Annotated in this window: 14 protein-coding genes; 2 read left to right on the forward strand and 12 right to left on the reverse strand. The window is 69.3% G+C overall.

From position 1 onward, the window contains the following. Positions 1-27: 27 nt before the first annotated feature. Entirely contained in the window at positions 28-1584 is a 1557-nt protein-coding gene (locus HWX36_RS07785; RefSeq protein WP_175951590.1) for a UbiD family decarboxylase, read from the reverse strand. A gap of 596 nt (positions 1585-2180) precedes the next feature. On the opposite strand from HWX36_RS07785, the gene HWX36_RS07790 reads away from it, so the two are divergent. Further along, positions 2181-3296 (forward strand): lytic transglycosylase domain-containing protein, encoded by a 1116-nt coding sequence (locus HWX36_RS07790; RefSeq protein ID WP_175951591.1) that lies wholly within the window; start codon positions 2181-2183, stop codon positions 3294-3296. Positions 3297-3410: 114 nt separating this feature from the next. Here HWX36_RS07790 and HWX36_RS07795 read toward each other — a convergent pair whose 3' ends face one another. The 9 genes from HWX36_RS07795 to HWX36_RS07835 all read right to left on the reverse strand — a co-directional run bounded on the left by HWX36_RS07795 (position 3411) and on the right by HWX36_RS07835 (position 13553). Next, positions 3411-4607, reverse strand: a complete 1197-nt coding sequence (locus HWX36_RS07795; RefSeq protein WP_039371039.1) for a pyridoxal phosphate-dependent aminotransferase — start codon at positions 4605-4607, stop codon at positions 3411-3413. A 72-nt stretch (positions 4608-4679) separates the two neighbouring features. After that, positions 4680-5117, reverse strand: a complete 438-nt coding sequence (gene nusB / locus HWX36_RS07800; RefSeq protein ID WP_021157083.1) for a transcription antitermination factor NusB — start codon at positions 5115-5117, stop codon at positions 4680-4682. Further along, entirely contained in the window at positions 5114-5632 is a 519-nt protein-coding gene (gene ribH / locus HWX36_RS07805; RefSeq protein WP_011351235.1) for a 6,7-dimethyl-8-ribityllumazine synthase, read from the reverse strand. The genes nusB and ribH overlap by 4 nt, the downstream gene beginning before the upstream one ends. A gap of 53 nt (positions 5633-5685) precedes the next feature. Further along, positions 5686-6828, reverse strand: a complete 1143-nt coding sequence (ribBA, locus tag HWX36_RS07810) for a bifunctional 3,4-dihydroxy-2-butanone-4-phosphate synthase/GTP cyclohydrolase II (protein ID WP_175951592.1) — start codon at positions 6826-6828, stop codon at positions 5686-5688. 193 nt (positions 6829-7021) lie between these two features. Then, complete coding sequence (locus tag HWX36_RS07815; RefSeq protein ID WP_175951593.1) at positions 7022-7540, reverse strand: DUF1993 domain-containing protein; 519 nt, start codon at positions 7538-7540, stop codon at positions 7022-7024. 155 nt (positions 7541-7695) lie between these two features. Further along, a complete protein-coding gene (locus tag HWX36_RS07820) occupies positions 7696-10044 on the reverse strand; it encodes a tetratricopeptide repeat protein (RefSeq protein WP_175951594.1) in 2349 nt (782 codons plus the stop codon). Next, positions 10041-11441, reverse strand: a complete 1401-nt coding sequence (locus HWX36_RS07825; RefSeq protein WP_175951595.1) for a tetratricopeptide repeat protein — start codon at positions 11439-11441, stop codon at positions 10041-10043. The genes HWX36_RS07820 and HWX36_RS07825 overlap by 4 nt, the downstream gene beginning before the upstream one ends. Before the next feature lie 29 nt (positions 11442-11470). Beyond that, positions 11471-12568, reverse strand: coding sequence for a 3-phosphoserine/phosphohydroxythreonine transaminase (gene serC, locus HWX36_RS07830; RefSeq protein ID WP_175951596.1), 1098 nt, complete (start codon positions 12566-12568; stop codon positions 11471-11473). A gap of 16 nt (positions 12569-12584) precedes the next feature. Continuing rightward, on the reverse strand, positions 12585-13553 hold the full coding sequence (locus tag HWX36_RS07835) for a phosphotransferase (RefSeq protein WP_175951597.1): 969 nt from the start codon (positions 13551-13553) through the stop codon (positions 12585-12587). 542 nt (positions 13554-14095) lie between these two features. Here HWX36_RS07835 and HWX36_RS07840 point away from each other — a divergent pair. Next, positions 14096-15448, forward strand: coding sequence for a sulfotransferase (locus HWX36_RS07840; RefSeq protein ID WP_175951598.1), 1353 nt, complete (start codon positions 14096-14098; stop codon positions 15446-15448). 79 nt (positions 15449-15527) lie between these two features. On the opposite strand, the gene HWX36_RS07845 is transcribed toward HWX36_RS07840, so the two are convergent. Both HWX36_RS07845 and ribD read right to left on the reverse strand, forming a co-directional pair. After that, positions 15528-16553: a dienelactone hydrolase family protein gene (locus HWX36_RS07845; RefSeq protein WP_175951599.1), complete on the reverse strand. Its 1026-nt coding sequence runs from the start codon at positions 16551-16553 to the stop codon at positions 15528-15530. A 212-nt stretch (positions 16554-16765) separates the two neighbouring features. Beyond that, complete coding sequence (gene ribD, locus HWX36_RS07850; protein WP_175951600.1) at positions 16766-17887, reverse strand: bifunctional diaminohydroxyphosphoribosylaminopyrimidine deaminase/5-amino-6-(5-phosphoribosylamino)uracil reductase RibD; 1122 nt, start codon at positions 17885-17887, stop codon at positions 16766-16768. Positions 17888-17896: the final 9 nt, after the last annotated feature.

Genomic DNA, 17896 nt, shown 5'->3' on the forward strand with positions numbered 1-17896 from the left:
GGGCCGGCAGGCGCCGGCCGCATGGCGTCAGAGGCCGATCTCCTGCCAGAGCCGGTCGACGCGCGCCTTCACGGCCGTATCCATCTCGATCGGGCGGCCCCATTCGCGGCTGGTCTCGCCGGGCCACTTGTTGGTCGCGTCGAGCCCCATCTTCGAGCCGAGGCCGGCAACCGGCGACGCGAAGTCGAGATAGTCGATCGGCGTGCTGTCGACCATCACGGTGTCGCGCACGGGGTCGACGCGCGTCGTGATCGCCCAGATCACTTCCTTCCAGTCGCGGATGTTCACGTCCTCGTCGACGACCACGATGAACTTCGTATACATGAACTGCCGCAGGAAGCTCCACACGCCGAACATCACGCGCTTCGCGTGGCCCGCGTAGCTCTTCTTCATCTGGACGATGGCCATCCGGTAGCTGCAGCCTTCGGGCGGCAGGTAGAAGTCGGTGATCTCGGCGAACTGCTTCTGCAGCAGCGGCACGAACACTTCGTTGAGCGCGACGCCGAGCACCGCGGGCTCATCGGGCGGCTTGCCCGTGTAAGTCGAGTGGTAGATCGCGTCGCGCCGCATCGTGATGCGCTCGACGGTGAACACCGGGAACCACTCCTGCTCGTTGTAATAGCCGGTGTGGTCGCCGTACGGGCCTTCGAGCGCGTGCTCGTAAGCGGCGGACGCGTTGCCGGCCGGGCGCGGCGGTGCGCCGGCCGGAGCGGGGGCGGGCGCGCCTTCCTGCGGATAAATGAAGCCTTCGAGCACGATCTCCGCGCGCGCCGGCACCTGCAGCGTGTCGACGCCGGGCGTCAGGCACTTCGCGAGCTCCGTGCGGCTGCCCCGCAGCAGGCCGGCGAACTGGTACTCGGACAGCGAATCGGGAACGGGCGTCACCGCGCCGAGCGTCGTGGCCGGATCGGCGCCGAGCACGACCGCGACCGGATACGGCTTGCCGGGGTTTTGCAGCGCGAATTCGCGGAAGTCGAGTGCGCCGCCGCGATGCGCGAGCCAGCGCATGATCAGCTTGTTGCGGCCGATCAGCTGCTGGCGGTAGATCCCGAGGTTCTGCCGCGGCTTGTTCGGCCCGCGCGTGACCGTCAGGCCCCACGTGACGAGCGGCCCCGCGTCGCCGGGCCAGCAGGTCTGGATCGGCAGCCTGTTCAGGTCGACGTCGGCGCCTTCCCAGACGATCTCCTGGCACGGCGGCGACGACACCGACTTCGGCGCCATGTCCCACACGGCCTTCGCGAGCGACAGCAGCTTGCCGGCGTCCTTCAGGCTCTTCGGCGGATCGGGTTCCTTCAATGCGGACAGCAGGCGCCCGAGATCGCGCAGCGAATCGAGCGCGGCGTCGTCGCCCGCATCGACGCCCATCCCGAGCGCGACGCGGCGCGGCGTGCCGAACAGGTTGCCGAGCACCGGGAAGTCGTAGCCGGTCGGTGCATTGAACAGCAGCGCGGGGCCGCCGGCGCGCAGCACGCGGTCGCACAGCTCGGTCATTTCGAGCACGGGCGACACGGGCTGCGTGACGCGCCGCAGCTCGCCGAGCGCCTCGAGGCGCTGGATGAAATCGCGTAAGTCTTTGTATTTCATGAAGAAGGTCCGGGCCACCCGCAAAGCGGGCAGCGATGGGCGGGCGCAGCGGCCGGCTGCGACCCCGAATCGACCGACGATTTTACCCGCGCCGCCGCATGCCCGCCCGGCGGAGAAAAAAGTCGACTGCGCGCAAACCCCCTACGGCACGGGGATTGCGATCTGAAGAGTGCTGGTAAATTACTTTTTGTTATGATTTCAATGTTTTATAGTGTTGACGATCTATAAAACCCTGCTAGAATCCGCTCACATTGGCTGCAGGGTAAAAGGCTTCGAGCCGCCAATCACCGATCTTTGACGCAGCGCGTCACCGTCCGCCGAATCCTGCACGGCGTATCCGACGGCCTTAGTCGTAGTCTCAGCCAGCGCCACCAGACGCTGGTTTTTTGCGTGGGTGCCACCGCGTATGCCCGCCTCGCCCAGTGTGCGAAGGTGCCGGCCCTCTTACACCGTGGCCTCGAACGGTACTTATACCGTTTCCCCGATGCCTGCACGCCCCAACCAAAGCGTGCGGCGTCGTGATTCCGCGGCGCGTTACCTGTCTCGCCTTCGAGCTGAGCGAGCCGCACGAGTCATGTTCATGGGAGATGATCTGAATGAACGCTTGGTTATCGTGGCGTCCTAGCGAGCAGCATGCGCAATTCGTGCGCAGCATGCTGCGTCGCGGGACGCGTGTCAGTCACCATCTATTCAGCGTTGTCGGCTGTCTCGCTGTCGCAGTTGCGCTCGCACTGTGGCTGCTGCCAACCGTCCGCGGCACGCTCGCCGCGAAGCTGATGCCGGTCGTATCCGCGGCCGTGCAAGCCGGTCCGGCCCGTCTGCTGACCGGCCATCCGCTGCCGAACTTCGCGCCCGCCGGCGCGCGGCCGCAGCAGGAAGACAGCCCCGAAACGGACGCGCTTGCGGTCGGCCTCGACGTCGCACCGGAAGCCACCGCGCAGCAGGGCGATGCCTCCGATCCGGCCCGCAACGGCCCGTCGCCCGTCGCGCTCGCCAAACTGATTCCGACCCAGCGCGTGGCGGCCGATGCGCGTGACGACCGTGCGCTCGCATCGAATCGCGAACAGGCGCTCGTCGCGACCTACCTGTCGCGCCGTTACCGCGTCGCACAGGAGCCGCTCGGCCAGCTCGTCAAGGCGGCGTTCCAGACCGGCCGTGACGTCGGCCTCGATCCGCTGCTGCTGCTGTCGGTGATGGCGATCGAGTCGGGCTTCAACCCGTACGCCGAGAGCGGCGTCGGCGCGAAGGGCCTGATGCAGGTCATGTCGAAGGTCCATTCCGACAAGTTCGAGTATTTCGGCGGCACCGATACCGCACTGCAGCCGCTCGCGAACCTCCAGGTCGGCGCACTCGTCCTGAAGGACTGCATCGCACGTGGCGGTTCGCTTGCGAACGGCCTGCGCTTGTACAACGGCTCGACGAACCCCGACGACAACGGCTACGGTTCGAAGGTGATGGCCGAGCGCGGCCGCCTGCGCGACGTCGCGCGTGGCCGCAGCGTGTCGATCAATGCGCCGCAGGCGCCGGCGAAGCCGATCGTCACGGCTGTTGCGGTGACGGCAGCCTCAGGCGGCGCAAAGCGCGTACATGCGACGCTGGAAACCTCGACGTCGGCGAAATCGACGGCATCGAAGGAAGCCACGCCGCAGGACGACGCGAGCGTCGATACCGCGAACAAGTCGCACGGCGACCATTCGGAGCTTGGCGCGTAACGTGCGGCGGTAACGTACCGCACGGCTGCAGCCGGCAGGAGATGAAAAAGGCACCCGGTCCGGGTGCCTTTTTGTTTCTGCCGTGCGCGGAATGGCCGCCGCACCGGCCGCGTGTCAGTGCTGCCCGAACAGTGTCGCGAGCCGGTCGACCGCCTCCTCGAGCCGAGAGTAGGCCGTCGCATAGGACAGGCGGATATAGTCACGCGGTGCATGGACACCGAAGTCCATGCCGGGCACCAGCACGACCCCCGCGTCGTGCAGCATCGCCGTCGTGAGCGCGGCGCTGTCGCCGGCCGCCGGGTGGGCGACGCCGCCGCAGTGCGCATACACGTAGAACGCGCCGTCCGGCATCACGGGCACCGTGAAGCCGAGCCGTTCGAGCGCCGGCGCGATGAAGTCGCGGCGGCGCTTGAATTCGAGCCGGCGTGCTTCGTAGATGTCGAGCGCGGCCGGCTCGAAGCACGCGAGCGCCGCGTGCTGCGCGAGCGCGGACGGGCAGATGAACAGGTTCTGCGCCAGCTTTTCGAACGTGCCGACCAGCGCGGGCGGCACGACCAGCCAGCCGAGCCGCCAGCCCGTCATGCTGAAATACTTGGAGAAGCTGTTCACGGTGACGACGTCGTCGCCGAACGACAGCGCCGACACGGGCGCCGCGTCGTAGCTGAGCCCCTGGTAGATCTCGTCGACGATCGTGAAGCCGCCGCGTGCGCGCACGGCCTCGACGATCCGCTTCAGCTCGTCGGGTTCGAGCGACGTGCCGGTCGGGTTCGACGGCGACGCGAGCAGCACGCCGCGGGTGCGATCGCCCCAGCGCGTGCGGACGTCGTCCTCGGTGAGCTGGAAGCGCGCGTCCGGGCCGCTCGGCACGAGCACCGCGCGGCCCTCGGCCGCCGCGACGAAGTGTCGGTTGCACGGATACGACGGGTCGGGCATCAGCACCTCGTCGTCACGCCCGACGAGCGCGAGGCACGCGAGCAGCAGCGCGGCCGATGCGCCGGCCGTCACGACGATCCGTTCCGGACTGATCGTGAGGCCGTAGGCGCGCGCGTAGTGCGCGGCGATCGCCTCGCGCAGCGGTGCAATGCCGAGCGCGCTCGTATATTGCGTGACGCCGCGGCGCAGCGCGGCCGCGGCCGCTTCGACGACCGGCTCCGGCGCAGTGAAATCCGGCTCGCCGATGCCCATGTGGATAACATCGCGCCCGGACGACTCCAGACGCTGTGCCTCCTTCATCAGTTCCATCACGTAGAAGGGCTGGATCGCGTCGACGCGTGCGGCGAGTCTGACGAGCGAATCGGTGGCGGTATTCATCGGGAGGGCAGGGCGAGGGGGCGGGGCAAAAGAAAAAACGGGCGCATGCGCGCCCGTTCCGGATCAACGGTATCAGCCGTTGCGGCGCGCCTGCGTTTCGGCGGGGCGCAGCTTCGCGGCGAGCTTGTCGAGCACGCCGTTCACGTACTTGTAGCCGTCGGAGCCGCCGAACGTCTTCGCGAGTTCGACAGCTTCGTTGATGATCACGCGGTACGGCGTTTCGACGTGGTGCGTGAGCTCGAACGTCGCGATCAGCAGCACGGCGCGTTCGACCGGCGACAACTGGTCGATCGGACGGTCGAGCGACGGCGTCAGCGCTTCGACGAGCGTGGCGTGCTCGCGGATCACGCCGTGCAGGATCGCGTCGAGCAGCTCCTTGTCAGCCTTGTCGTAACCGAGCGCGCCGCGCAGTTGCGCGTCGATCTCGCCGGAGGACGCGTTCGACAGCAGCCACTGGTACAGCCCCTGCGTCGCCAGCTCGCGCGATTGTCGGCGGGCGCTCTTCTTCATGCGCGCTCCTCTTCGTCGTCTTCGTCTTCCTCTTCGTCCTCGTCGTCGTCGCCGAGCTGGTCGAGGGCCATCGTCAGGTTCGCCATCTCGACGGCGACGCGTGCGGCGTCACGACCCTTTTCGGTCATGCGCGCGACGGCCTGCTCGTCGTTTTCGGTCGTCAGGACCGCGTTCGCGATCGGCAGGTTGAAGTCGAGGCCGATGCGGGTGATGCCCGCGCCGCTCTCGTTCGACACGAGTTCGAAGTGGTAGGTCTCGCCGCGGATCACCGCGCCGAGTGCGATCAGCGCGTCGAACTGGCCGCTTTCCGCGAGCTTCTGCAGCGCAAGCGGGATTTCCAGCGCGCCGGGCACCGACACGAGCAGCACGTCTTCACCGGTGACGCCGAGGCGTTCCAGTTCCTCGACGCACGCGTCGGCGAGGCCGTTGCACACCGGCTCGTTGAAGCGCGATTGCACGATGCCGATACGCAGGCCGTCGCCTTCGAGATTCGGTTGGTATTGTCCGATTTCCATGATCTTGTCCGTGGTGTGGATGAACGGTTATAGGGCGAAAGCGCCGTGGCGGGTTACGCGTGGGACGCCGGGCAGGACTTGGCTTCGGCGCCGGGCATCGGGATGAAGCCCGTGACTTCCAGGCCGTAGCCGGACATGCTGCCCAGCTTGCGCGGGTTCGACAGCACCTGCATCTTGCCGACGCCGACATCGCGCAGGATCTGCGCGCCGATGCCGAACGTCTTGAAATCGACCGGCCGGCGCTTGAGCGCAGCGGCCTTTTCTTCCTCGTCGAACGCCTTGAAGACGTCGATCAGGTGTTCCTTCGTGTCGCCGCAGTTGAGCAGCACGATCACGCCGAGGTCGCGCTCCGCGATCTCGCGCATCGCGGCGTCGAGCGTCCACGAGTGCGTCGACACGCCCGTTTCGAGCAGGTCGAGCACCGACAGCGGCTCGTGCACGCGCACCGGCGTATCGACGTCGGGCGACGGCGCACCGCGCACCAGCGCGATGTGCGGCGAGCCGCTCGGCTGGTCGCGGTACAGCACCGCGCGGAACGTGCCGTGCGCGGTCTGCATCGTGCGCTCGGCGATCCGCTCGATGATCGATTCGGTGCGGCTGCGGTACTGGATCAGGTCGGCGATCGTGCCGATCTTCAGGTTGTGTTCCTGCGCGAATTCGATCAGGTCGGGCAGGCGCGCCATCGTGCCGTCGTCCTTGATGATCTCGCAGATCACCGCGGCCGGCGTGAGGCCCGCGAGCGCGGTGAAGTCGCAACCGGCCTCGGTGTGGCCCGCGCGCACGAGCACGCCGCCGGGCTGCGCCATGATCGGGAACACGTGACCCGGCTGCACGATGTGCTCGGGGCGTACGTCGTGCGCGACCGCCGTGGCGATCGTGTGCGCACGGTCGGCAGCCGAGATGCCGGTCGTCACGCCTTCTGCCGCTTCGATGCTGACCGTGAAGGCGGTGCCGTACTGCGTGCCGTTGCGGTAGGTCATCAGCGGCAGGTGCAACTGCTTGCAGCGTTCCTGCGTCAACGTCAGACAAACCAGGCCGCGGCCGTACCTGGCCATGAAGTTGATCGCTTCCGGCGTGACGAATTCGGCGGCGATCACGAGGTCGCCCTCGTTTTCGCGGTCTTCTTCGTCGACCAGGATCACCATCCGGCCGGCTTTCAGCTCGGCGATGATGTCGAGCGTGGAGGCGAGCGTCATAAGGGGGCGAGAAAGAGGAAAGTGCGTATTTTACGCCAGCCGGGCGGCGTTTCGGCTGGCATGGGCCGCGCGCCGCCGGCAGGCGCTCCGGAAAGCGCTCCGGCCGGCTTGCGCGGCAGGCCCGGCGCCGCCGCCGCGCGTTGCCTGCACGCGGGTGCCGGCGGCGGCGGGCAGGGCATTGCCCCGCCGCGCGTCAGGCGTGCTGGTCGCGCCCGCCCAGGTAGTCGAGCTTGCCGAGCTCGACGCCGTTGTGGCGCAGGATGTCGTACGCGGTCGTCACGTGGAAGAAGAAATTGGGCAGCACGAAATTCAGCAGGTACGACTGGCCGCTGAACTCGATCGGGCCGACACGCATCTTCAGCACGATCTGGCGCGCCTCGCTGCCGTCGATCTGCGCGGCGTCGAAGCTTTTCAGGTAGTCGATCGTCTTCTGGATGCGCGCGTGCAGTTCGTCGAAGGTCTGCTCGACGTCCGGGAAGCTCGGGATCTCGACATCGGCGAGGCGCGCGGCGCAGCCCTTGGCCGTGTCCGTCGCGATGTAGACCTGGCGGACGAGCGGCAGCATGTCCGGGTACAGGCGGGCGCCGACGAACACCGACGGATCGATCTGCTTTTCGGCCGCGTGCGCCTGCGCCTTGCCGAGGATGTGCTGCAGGTTGGTCAGGCCACGGATCAGGACAGGCACGGAGGCCTGGTACATCGAAATGGACATGGGTTGCTTCCTCGAAAGGGGACAGTGTGCACGACGGCGCGTGCGGCAATGGCGCGGCGTGATCGCCGTTGCAACATCATAGCGCGGGCGCGCCGCGCGGTGCGCGACCGGCGGCTATACCGTTCGGCCAGTCCCCGGCCGGACGCGTGGGCCGGTCAGGCGCTGCACCACATGTGCCGGTACGCCGCCTCCATCTCGCGTGCGAAGCGCGCGCCGTCCATCAGCGGCGAGCGCGCGACGCGCGCACGCAGTTCGCCGCGCAGTGCGGCCAGCGCGGGCAGGTCGCGGGCGAGGCCGGCGGCGATGTCGACGAACGCGGCGTCGCTGCCGGCGGCAAGCGCCTGGAGCCCGAGGTTCGCGAGCTGGGACAGCCCGCCCCGGCCGACGGCGGTGCGCCCGACGCGCGACACGACCGGCACGCCCATCCACAGTGCATCGAGCGTCGTCGTGTGGCCGTTGTAAGGGAACGTGTCGAGTGCGATGTCGATGCCGCGATAGGTGGCGAGATAGTCGGCGCGTGGCCGGTACGGCACGCAGTCGACGCGTGCCGGCTCGATGCCGTGCGCGCGCAGCCGCTCGACCAGCCGGATCTGCCCCGCGCCCTGCGGCGCCATCACGACCAGCCGTGCATCTGGCAGGCGTGCGAACAGCCCGGCCCACAGGCGCAACGTGCGGTCGGTCAGCTTGCACGGATTGTTCAGGCAGCCGAACGTCACGTGGCCGGTGGCGAGCGCGGGCGGCGGCCCGACCGCCGGCGTGTCGGTCAGCGGGTCGTAGCACCAGAAGGTATCCGCGAGCCGGATCGAGCGTTCGCGATAGAAATCGTCATGCCCGGGAGGATCGAGATGGGGATCGGTCAGCCGGAAGTCGATCGACGCCAGGCCGCTCGTGCCCGGGTAGGCGAGCCAGATCGCCTGGATCGGCGCGGGCCGGTGCGCGAACAGGCCCGGCCGGCCTTCCGCCATGTGCATGGTCAGGTCGACGAGGATGTCGATGCCGTCGTCGCGGATGCGCTGCGCGAGGGCGTCGTCGTCGAGCCCATGCACGTCGCGCCAGCGATCCGCGTAGCCGGCGAGCCGCGCGGTGAGCGCGTCCGGCCGCGCGACGCTCGCGTAGCAGGTGATCTCGAACGAGCGGCGGTCGTGATGCGACAGCAGCGGCACGAGGAACAGCGCCTGGCAGTGCTCGCGGAAATCCGCGCCGACATAACCGATCCGCAGCCGCGCGTCCGGCGCCCGTGCGCGCGCCGGGGGTGTCGCAACCGCGCCGCGGGGCGTCTCGTGCCGTGCAGACCAGTTCAGCGCTTCCGCGAGCACTGCCTCCGGGTGTTCCGATTGGAAATTCAGTGCATAGACGAGGTTGCTGTGCGCGACTGCGTTGCCCGGATCGTCGGCAAGCGCGCGCCGGTAGCTGTCGACGGCGGCGTCGAGCGCACCGTCGTCCTTCAGCACGTTGCCGAGGTGGTTGTGTGTGGCCGAGTGGCCGGGGACGCTGGCCAGTGCGGCGCGCAGGTGCGCAATCGCGTCGTCGTGCCGGCCCAGCCGCCGCAGCAGGTTCGCGGCGTTGTTGTGCGCCGAGACGAAGCCGGGCCGCGCGTGCAGTGCGGCGTCGAACGCGCGGGCGGCCGCCGCGGTATCGCCGAGGCGCTCGCACACGGTGCCGAGATTGTTCAGCGCGTCGGCGTGACCGGGCCGCAGCGCAATCGCGCGCCGGTACTGGTCGGCGGCCTGCGCGTGGCGGCCGAGCCCCAGCAGCGCGTTGCCGAGGTTGTAGGCCGCGTCGGCGTCGTGCGGCGCGAGCGCCGCCGCGTGCGCGAGATGCGTGGCCGCCGCGGCGAACGCGCGCTGGGCGCACAGCGCCGCGCCGAGGTTGATCAGGCCGGCGGGTGCGTCCGGCGCGGCGCGTACGGCTTCGTGCAGCAGCATGAGCGCGTCGTCGTGCAGGCCGCGCGCGTCAAGCAGCGTGCCGAGGTTGGTCAGCGCGAGCGCGTGGGCGGGCTGCGCGGCGAGCGCGGTGCGGTACGCGCGTTCGGCCGCGTCGGTCGCGCCGAGCTGCCGGTGGCTGTTGCCGAGGTTGTTCGCGACATCCGCGTTCGACGGGGCGAGCGCGAGCGTGTGACCGTATGCATCGATCGCACCCGCGTGATCGCCGAGCGCCTGCAGCGCGTTGCCGAGCGCGGCGTACGTGTCCGCGTTCAGGGGATCGATCGCGAGCGCGGCGCGCAGCGCATCCGCCGCGCCGGCATGCCGGCCGAGCGTGTGCAGGACGTGACCGCGCGCCACATGGTGGCGGGCGTCGTGCGGCGCAAGCGCGACCGCGCGGTCGAGCTGTGCGAGCGCACCGGCGGCGTTGCCGCATTGCAGCTCGAGGATGCCGAGCCGCATCCGGAGTTCGTCATTGCCGGGATCGTCGGCGAGCAGCGCTTCGTAGAGCGTGCGGGCGCCGGACAGGTTGCCGGCGAGATGCTGCTCCCTGGCGTGGGCGAGCGTCGGGGCGGGTGTCATGGCTGGCCGGGTGCCGGATGGGAAGGGGGCGTGCCACAGCGCGCGTCGAGCATGCGCACGAATGCGTGCGCGATCCGCTCGATGTGCGGGTTCTTGTGCGCGAGCGGCCCGTCGGCCGCTTCGCGGTGGACGAGCATCGTCGCGTTCGCTTCGAAGACGACCACCCGGCCGTCGTCGGTCAGTGCGAAGTCGACGCCGCCGTAGTCGAGATCCAGTCGCCGGCCGATCGCGGCGAGCGCGCGCAGTGCCGTATCGCCGAGCGCCGCACGCGGCTCGTCGAGGAAGCGGCGCTCCTCGTCGAGCTTCCACCGCGCCGAGGTCATGTCGGCCGAGAAGTAGTGGACGAGCCAGTGCGAAGAAATCGCGAGGTGGTACGGGTAAGGCACGCGATCGACGAAGATCGCGCGGTACTTGCGGAAGTAGCCGTCGGCGTTGCGGGTGTCGCGGTAGGCCGTCGCGTAGGCCGGGCCGTCAAGCCGCGCGAGCGCGGCGGCGAGCGTGTCGGGCGCCACGTGCCGGGTCACGCCGTCGCCGCCATGCGCGCCGGCGGGCCGCAGCAGCAGCGGAAACGCGACGCCTTCCCGCGCGAGGCGGCGCAGTAGCGCGTCGAGCGGCGTGCGTGGGTCCGCGATGCGCACGCACGGCGGCACCCGCACGTCCGGCAACGCCGCGAGGCGTGCGGCGATGCGGTCGCGATGGGTGTGCGCGATCGCGCCGGGCGGGTTCAGCACGGGCACCGCGCTGCGGCTCGCGAAACGGGCGAGACGAGCGGCGAGCGGCGCGGCGATGTCCGGATCGCCGATCGCGTTGAATGCGAGATCGTGGGGCGGCAACAGCGCATCCTCGGCATCGGCCGCATAGTCGATCGCGTACTTGATGCGGGTCGTCGTGCGGAACGGCAGCAGCGCATCGAGCGGGACGTTGCCCGTGCCGCCGCCGACGCCGACGATCAGCAACCGCCGCGTGTCGCCATCGCCGTCGAGCGCCGGTTCGACGAACACGCGCTGCAGCCGGTACGCGTGTTCGCGATGCGCGCGTGCTTCGGTCGCGCGCCCGAGCGTCGCGTACAGCGCGGCGAGGTTCTGGTGCGCGCTCGCGAGTGCCGGGTTCACGGCGAGCGTGTGCCGGTACCAGCGCACCGCGTCGTCGTGGCGGCCTTTCATCGCGTAGATGGTCGCGAGGTTGTACAGCGCGAGCGCCCGGGTGGCGGGCGGCGTGCCGTCGAGCACATCGAGCGCGGCGACCGCTAGCTGGTGCGCGGTGAAGCCGTCATGGTCGCCGGCCGTCTGCAGCGCGTCGCGCATCCGCGCGTGCAGCGCGACGTCGAGCGGCGCCGCGTCGAGTGCGCGTGCCAGCGGCGCCAGCCGGATCGGCACGCCGGGAAAGGGCGATGACATCGGCGTGGCGGGGCGGCCGGCAGCGCGGTTCATGCGTGCGCGACGGCGAATTCGGTCAGCGCGTCGCACAGCGTGTCCACGGCGGCGGGCGTGACGGCGTTGTAAAGCGACGCGCGCAGCCCGCCGAGCGAGCGATGGCCGTCGAGCCCGATGATTCCGCGCTGCGCGGCAGCGGTGGCGAACGCATGGTCGAGCCGTGCATCGCCGAACGTGAACGCGGCGTTCATCCGGGAGCGCCACGGCCGCTCCGCGTGCACGGTGACGGCATCGCTCAGCGCGTCGAGCGTGCCGTACAGGCGCTGTGCCTTGCGATCGTTGATGCGCTGCATCGCCGCGAGCCCGCCGATCTCGTCGCGCAGCCAGCGCGTGACCAGCGTCAGCACGTAGATCGCGAACACCGGCGGCGTGTTGTAGTTCGAGCCGTGCGCGACGTGCGTGCGGAAGTCGAGGATGCCGGGCAGGTTGTCCGGAATCCGCTCGAGCAGCGCGCGGTCGATCAGTGCAACCGTGACGCCGGCTGGCCCGAGGTTCTTCTGCGCGTGCGCGTAGATCATCGCGAAACGGCTCGCATCGAGCGGCCGCGACAGGAAATCGGACGACATGTCGACGACGAGCGGCACATCGTGCGGCGCGGCCGCCGGCGGCTCGAACTGCAGCCCCTCGACGGTTTCGTTAGACACATAGTGCAGGTACGCGGCGTCGGGCGCGAGGGCGAGCTGCTCGAGCGCGGGCAGCCGGCGAAAGCCGCCGTTCTGCCCGCTCCATGCCACGCGCGCGGCGCCGACGCGCGCCGCCTCGGCGCTTGCGCGACTGCTCCAGTAGCCGGAATTCACATACTCGGGCGGCGCATGGCGGCGCGTCGCGAAGTTCATCGGGATCGTCGCGAACAGCAGGCTGCTGCCACCCTGCAGGAAGATCAGCGCATGGCGATCCGACACGCCGAGCAACGCGCGCAGGTTGCGCTCGGCTTCGTCGAGCAGCGCCTGGAACCAGTCGGAGCGATGGCTCATGCCGAGCACCGACACGCCGGTTTCCGGCAACGCGACGATCGCTTCATGCGCGTGGCGCAGCACGGCCTCGGGCAGGGCGCCCGGGCCGCCCGAGAAGTTCAGGGCATTGGGTGTCATCGATGGCATTCCGTTGTCAGCAGGTTTCGGCGGCGTCCAGCAAGGCCCGCGCCGCCGGTTCGAGCGTGCGGATCCGCCATGCGTCGCCGGCGGTTTCGGCCGCGGCGAGGAAACCCGTCGCCCACAGGCCCGCATAGAAGTACATCGCGCGGCGCGCATCGCCGGACGGTGACCAGCAGTCGACCAGCGCATCTCCGTACGCGCGGCCTGCGTCGCCGACATCGGCAGCCAGGTACGCGAGCGTCGTGCCGACCTGCAGCAGCGGATCGCCGTAGCAGACGAAATCGAGGTCGATGAAGCCGCTCAATGCGCCGTTGTCGACGATCACGTTGCGGGTCGTGAGGTCGTCGAGAAAGCACACCGGCGTGCGGGCTGCGAAGTAGGGCTCGAGTGTCGACCGCATCGCGCGCAACCGCGCACGCAGGTGATTCAGCGGGGTGGCCTCGAAGGCGGCGGGCGCGCTGGCCGGTGCGCCGAACAGGTCGGTCCAGCGCGCATGCGCTGCATCCCGGCCGATCGGCGCCCAGCCGAAGCCGCGGCTCGCAGGCAGGCCGGCGACGCGTTGCTGGCAGTCGGTCACGCGTTCGGCGACGGCGGCCATCTGATCCGGGCGCATGGCCGGCAGCGCGAACTTCAGGTCGAACCCGTCGAGCCAGTTCAGGATCACGAACGATTGGCCCGGCGCGGCGGGGCCGGCTGCCAGCACCTGCTGGACCGGCAGGCCCAGCACGCGCAGCGCGTCGAGGTTGGACGCGGTGTGCGCGAACGCGGCGGGCTGCGGGCTGACGCGCAGCACCACCGTTCGACCGTCCGCGAGCTCGACACGATGAATCGTGTTGCCGCTTTGCGTCAGCAGTTGCGGCACGAGGGCGACGGGTTCGATTTGCAGTGCGCGCCAGACCAGCGCCGCGGCGGTGTCGGCGCCGTCGGCGCGCATGTGTGGCGACGCGTCGTCGTGCGCCGTCGTTGCTGTCTGAATGGCCATGCCCCGATTTCCCCGTGCGTTTCAAGTGTCGCACCCGCCCGGCATCGCACCGGCGAGTGGCGCTGCATCGTGACAGCGCGTGGCGTCGGACTATAGGTCGCGCGGCTTTGGATCACCTTTCTGCCTGGATTACACGTATTACCGGCGATGACACGATGCGGGCCGGCGCGGTCGTCCGCATGCACGGCGTGACGGTGCATCACGCCTGACGACGAGGTGTCCATGAAGGGCGCTCGGGCCCGCCCGATCTGGCTGGCCGGGTCGGGTACGCGTGCGGGCCGCCGGGCTCGCAGGGTGCCGGCCCCGGTCGTGCCCGCCGGCCGTGCGTGTTACGTCGGTAATACGTCCGTATCGGTTCGTTACGCAGCGCGCGGGGAATTTCCCGATACTGCGGCCCTTTGACGGCCCGCCGCCGTCGCAGCGAATGACGACGCGGCCGCGTACCGGATTGAAAGGGGATCCCACATGAACGCAACCACAGTCTGGCGCGCCGGCGCACACGATGGCCCGCGCGCGCGGGCGATGCGCAAGCGCGGCCGCGCATGAGCGCGTCGGCCGATTCGCGCGATGCCGCGCGTGCCGCTGCGCTCGCGAGTGCGCAGGCGGCGCTGGCGCAGACGCCGGATGATGCGCAGGCATGGCATCGGCTCGGGATGGCGTGGGAAGAAGATCACGCGTTCGCCGAGGCGGTGGATTGCTACCGCCGCGCGACCGAGCTCGATCCGCACGCCGACGGTTCGTACAACAATCTCGGCAACTGCCTGAACGTGCTCGGCGAGCTCGGCGGCGCGCTGGCCGCGTGGCGCACCGCGATCGAACTGATGCCGGACAGCGCGGCGTACTACCGCAATCTGGTCCAGTTCACGACGCTCGCGGCCGACGATCCCTGTTTCGTGCTGCTCGAGCAGCAGGTCGCGCAGTCGGAGCAATGGCCGGCCGCCCGGCAGGCCGACCTGCATTTTGCATACGGGCAAGCGCTCACGGGAATCGGCGAGCCGGTGCGCGGCTTTACGTTCCTGTCGCGCGCGAATGCGCTCTACCGGTCGCTGACCCACTACGACGAAGCGGCGATGCTCGGCCTGCTCAAGCAGGTGAGCGGCGCGTTTGGTGCGGAACTGTTGCGTGCGAAAGGCGGCCTGGGCGATCCATCGGCGTCGCCGGTGTTCGTGTTCGGCATGCCGCGTTCGGGCACGACACTGGTCGAGCAGATTCTCGCGAGCCATCCGCGCGTATTCGGCGCGGGCGAAAGCGACGCGTTCGCGCAATGTCTCGTGCAGGCGGTGACGTCGGGCGCGGGCGCGCTGGCGCTCGATGCGCTCGACGCTGCGACGCCGGCGTCGCTGCGCGCGCTCGGCGCGGCGTATCTGCAGCGTGTCGCGCGCAACGCGCAGGGTGGCCCGTATGCGCGGATCGTCGACAAGTATCTGTTCAACTACATCAGCGCCGGCTACATTCATCTCGCGCTGCCGAACGCGCGCCTCATCCATGTGCGGCGCGACCCGGTCGACACCTGCCTGTCGGTCTTCGCGCGGCGTTTTCACGACGTGCCGTTCAGCTATGACCTCGGCGAGCTCGGCCGTTTCTATCGCGCCTATGACGCCTTGGTCGCGCACTGGCGCGCGGTATTGCCGCCAGGGGTGTTGCTGGAGGTTCGGTACGAGGATCTGGTCGAGGATTTCGAGGTCCAGGTGCGGCGGATGCTCGCGCATTGCGGGCTGGACTGGAGCGACCGGTGCATGGCGTTTCACGAGACCCGGCGACAGGTGACGACGGCGAGTGCTGCCCAGGTGCGCCGGCCGCTCTACCGTGACGCGCTGCACCCCTGGCGTCCCGATGCGGATACGTTGCGGCCGCTGCTCGACGCGTTGGGGCCGGCGCTGGCCGGCGGCGGCTGACCGGACGCGCCGTGCGCCGGCGAGCCTGCGGTGCATCGGCCGTGACGCCGGGTCGGCCGCACCGGGGCCGGTCAGAAGTCTATTGGAAAGCGGCTTTGAGAAACGCCGCGACCTCGGCCGGGGATTTCGCCTGCGCGTCGGGATCGCCGCCGAGCGTGACGCCCGTGGACAGGCAACGCTTCGACTCCGCCACGGCTGAAGCGCCCGAGAGCGTCTGGCCATTTTGAATCATCGTGAACGTCCGGCTGTCGAGATCATACGAGCCGTGACAATCTCGCGCGCTCGTCGCAAGCGGTATCGTGTGCACCCGTGTCGGTCGGTCGAATCCGTGCCAGGCATCCGGATATTCCTTCACGGCGACCCGGGCGCCTTCCGACCGGAGCTTGTCGGCATAGGCAATGCAGGGGGCCGCCGGCGTATAGTCGTCCTTGCCGCCTACCAGCATCAGGACGGGAGAACCGTCGAGATGCGCCGACTCGTAGGAGATGCCGCAGGACGGATAGAAAGCGACATGGGCGGCGAAGCGCAGGTTGCCTTCCATCGCGGCCAGGCGGAACGGCTCCAACACCGAGTACAGCGCCGCGACGCCGCCGCGCGAGAAGCCCATGACCGCGATTCGGTTCTGGTCGATACGCGGATCGGTCGCCAGCAGACGCAAGGCGGCGTACGCATCGGCGATATCGGCGGTCATCGCAAGCTGCGTCTGATCCTTTTCGGTGTTCCTGATACCGCGTCCGGTAAAGCTGTCCACGACGAAGCTCGCATAACCGAGCGCATTCATGCGCCGGGCCCAGACCCGTTCACCCTGATTCACGCCGCTGCTTCCGTGCAGGATGATCACGGCGGGCACGATGTGCGGCCCGTCGGCGGGCATGCTCAGCTCTCCGGTGACGACGACCTTTTCACTCGTGGCATGGTGCGAGAGATAGTCGCCGGTACTTCTGGGCGTGACCGACGCGAACGTGACGAGGCCGCTGCGACCGTCATCGAGGGACGTCGTGATCGCGGAGTCGACCGTAGCAGACGAACTGCACGCCGCCATCATGCCCGCGGCGAAAGCGGGCAGCAGGCGCAGCGCGGCGCGATGAACAGTCGTTGTATGCATGCGTGGCGCGTTGGCCGCAGATAGGGTTGGCGGGACGACAGTCGATAGTCGAGTCGTGAAAATAGCGCTATTTCAACGGCTTGTGGTCGTCCCTGGGTGAAGTGGTCATCCGCTCCACATACCGCGCAATCATGCCGACTTCGAGATTGACCTTGTCGACTCGATGCAACCGACAGCCGCGACAATCCCGGCAAACATCGTGACGATCCCGTTCAGTGAGTGCCGTCGGGCGGCGTGAAGCGCGCGAGGATCCGCAGATCGTCGCCGACCCGCTCGAACCCGTGGAACGACAGCCGCGTACGCGCCGCGAGGTTCGCCGGCGCGGCGAGGTCGAACATGCCGGCCGCATTGGCGCCCAGCAGGCTCGGCGCGAGGTAGACGAGCAATTCGTCGACGCACTGCTCGCGCAGCAGCGAGCCGTTCAGCTTGTGGCCGGCCTCGACGTGCAGCTCGTTGACGCCGCGCGCGCCGAGCGCCGCCAGCATCGCGGGCAGGTCGACCTTGCCTTGCGCATTCGCGATCGGCACGATTTCCGCGCCACGCGCCTTCAGCACGTTCGCGCGCACTTCGCCGGCGGCGTCGAGCCGGCCGCAGAAGATCAGCAGCGGCGCGCCTTCGAGCAGCCGTGCGTCGAGCGGCAGGTCGAGGCGGCTGTCCACCAGGATGCGCTGCGGCTGGCGCGGCGTGTCGATGCCGCGCACGGTCAGCAGCGGATTGTCTTCGCGTACGGTGCCGATGCCGGTCAGTATCGCGCAGGCGCGGGCGCGCCACGCGTGCCCGTCGAGGCGCGCGGCCTCGCCGGTGATCCACTGGCTTTCGCCGGACGGCAGCGCGGTGCGGCCGTCGAGCGACGCGGCGGTCTTCATCCGCACCCACGGGCGGCCGCGCGTCATCCGCGACACGAAGCCGATGTTCAGTTCGCCCGCTTCATGCGCGAGCAGCCCGCAGCGCACGTCGACGCCAGCATCGCGCAGCATGCCGAGGCCGCGCCCCGACACCTGCGGGTTCGGGTCTTCCATCGCGGCGACGACCTTCGCGACGCGCGCGTCGATCAGCGCGTTCGCGCACGGCGGCGTGCGGCCGAAATGGCTGCACGGTTCGAGCGTCACGTAGACGGTCGAGCCCGCGACCTCGTAGCCGCGCGAGCGCGCGTCCTTCAGCGCCTGCACTTCCGCGTGGTCCTGGCCGGCCGGCTGCGTGAAGCCTTCGCCGATCACGTCGCCGTCCTTGACGATCACGCAACCGACACGCGGGTTCGGTGCCGTCGTATACATGCCGCGCGCGGCGAGCGCGAGCGCACGCTGCATGTGGGCGAAATCGATATCGGAAAACATGCGCGCGGA

It is taken from the genome of Burkholderia sp. BCC0405 (assembly GCF_902833075.1).
Lineage (GTDB): Bacteria > Pseudomonadota > Gammaproteobacteria > Burkholderiales > Burkholderiaceae > Burkholderia.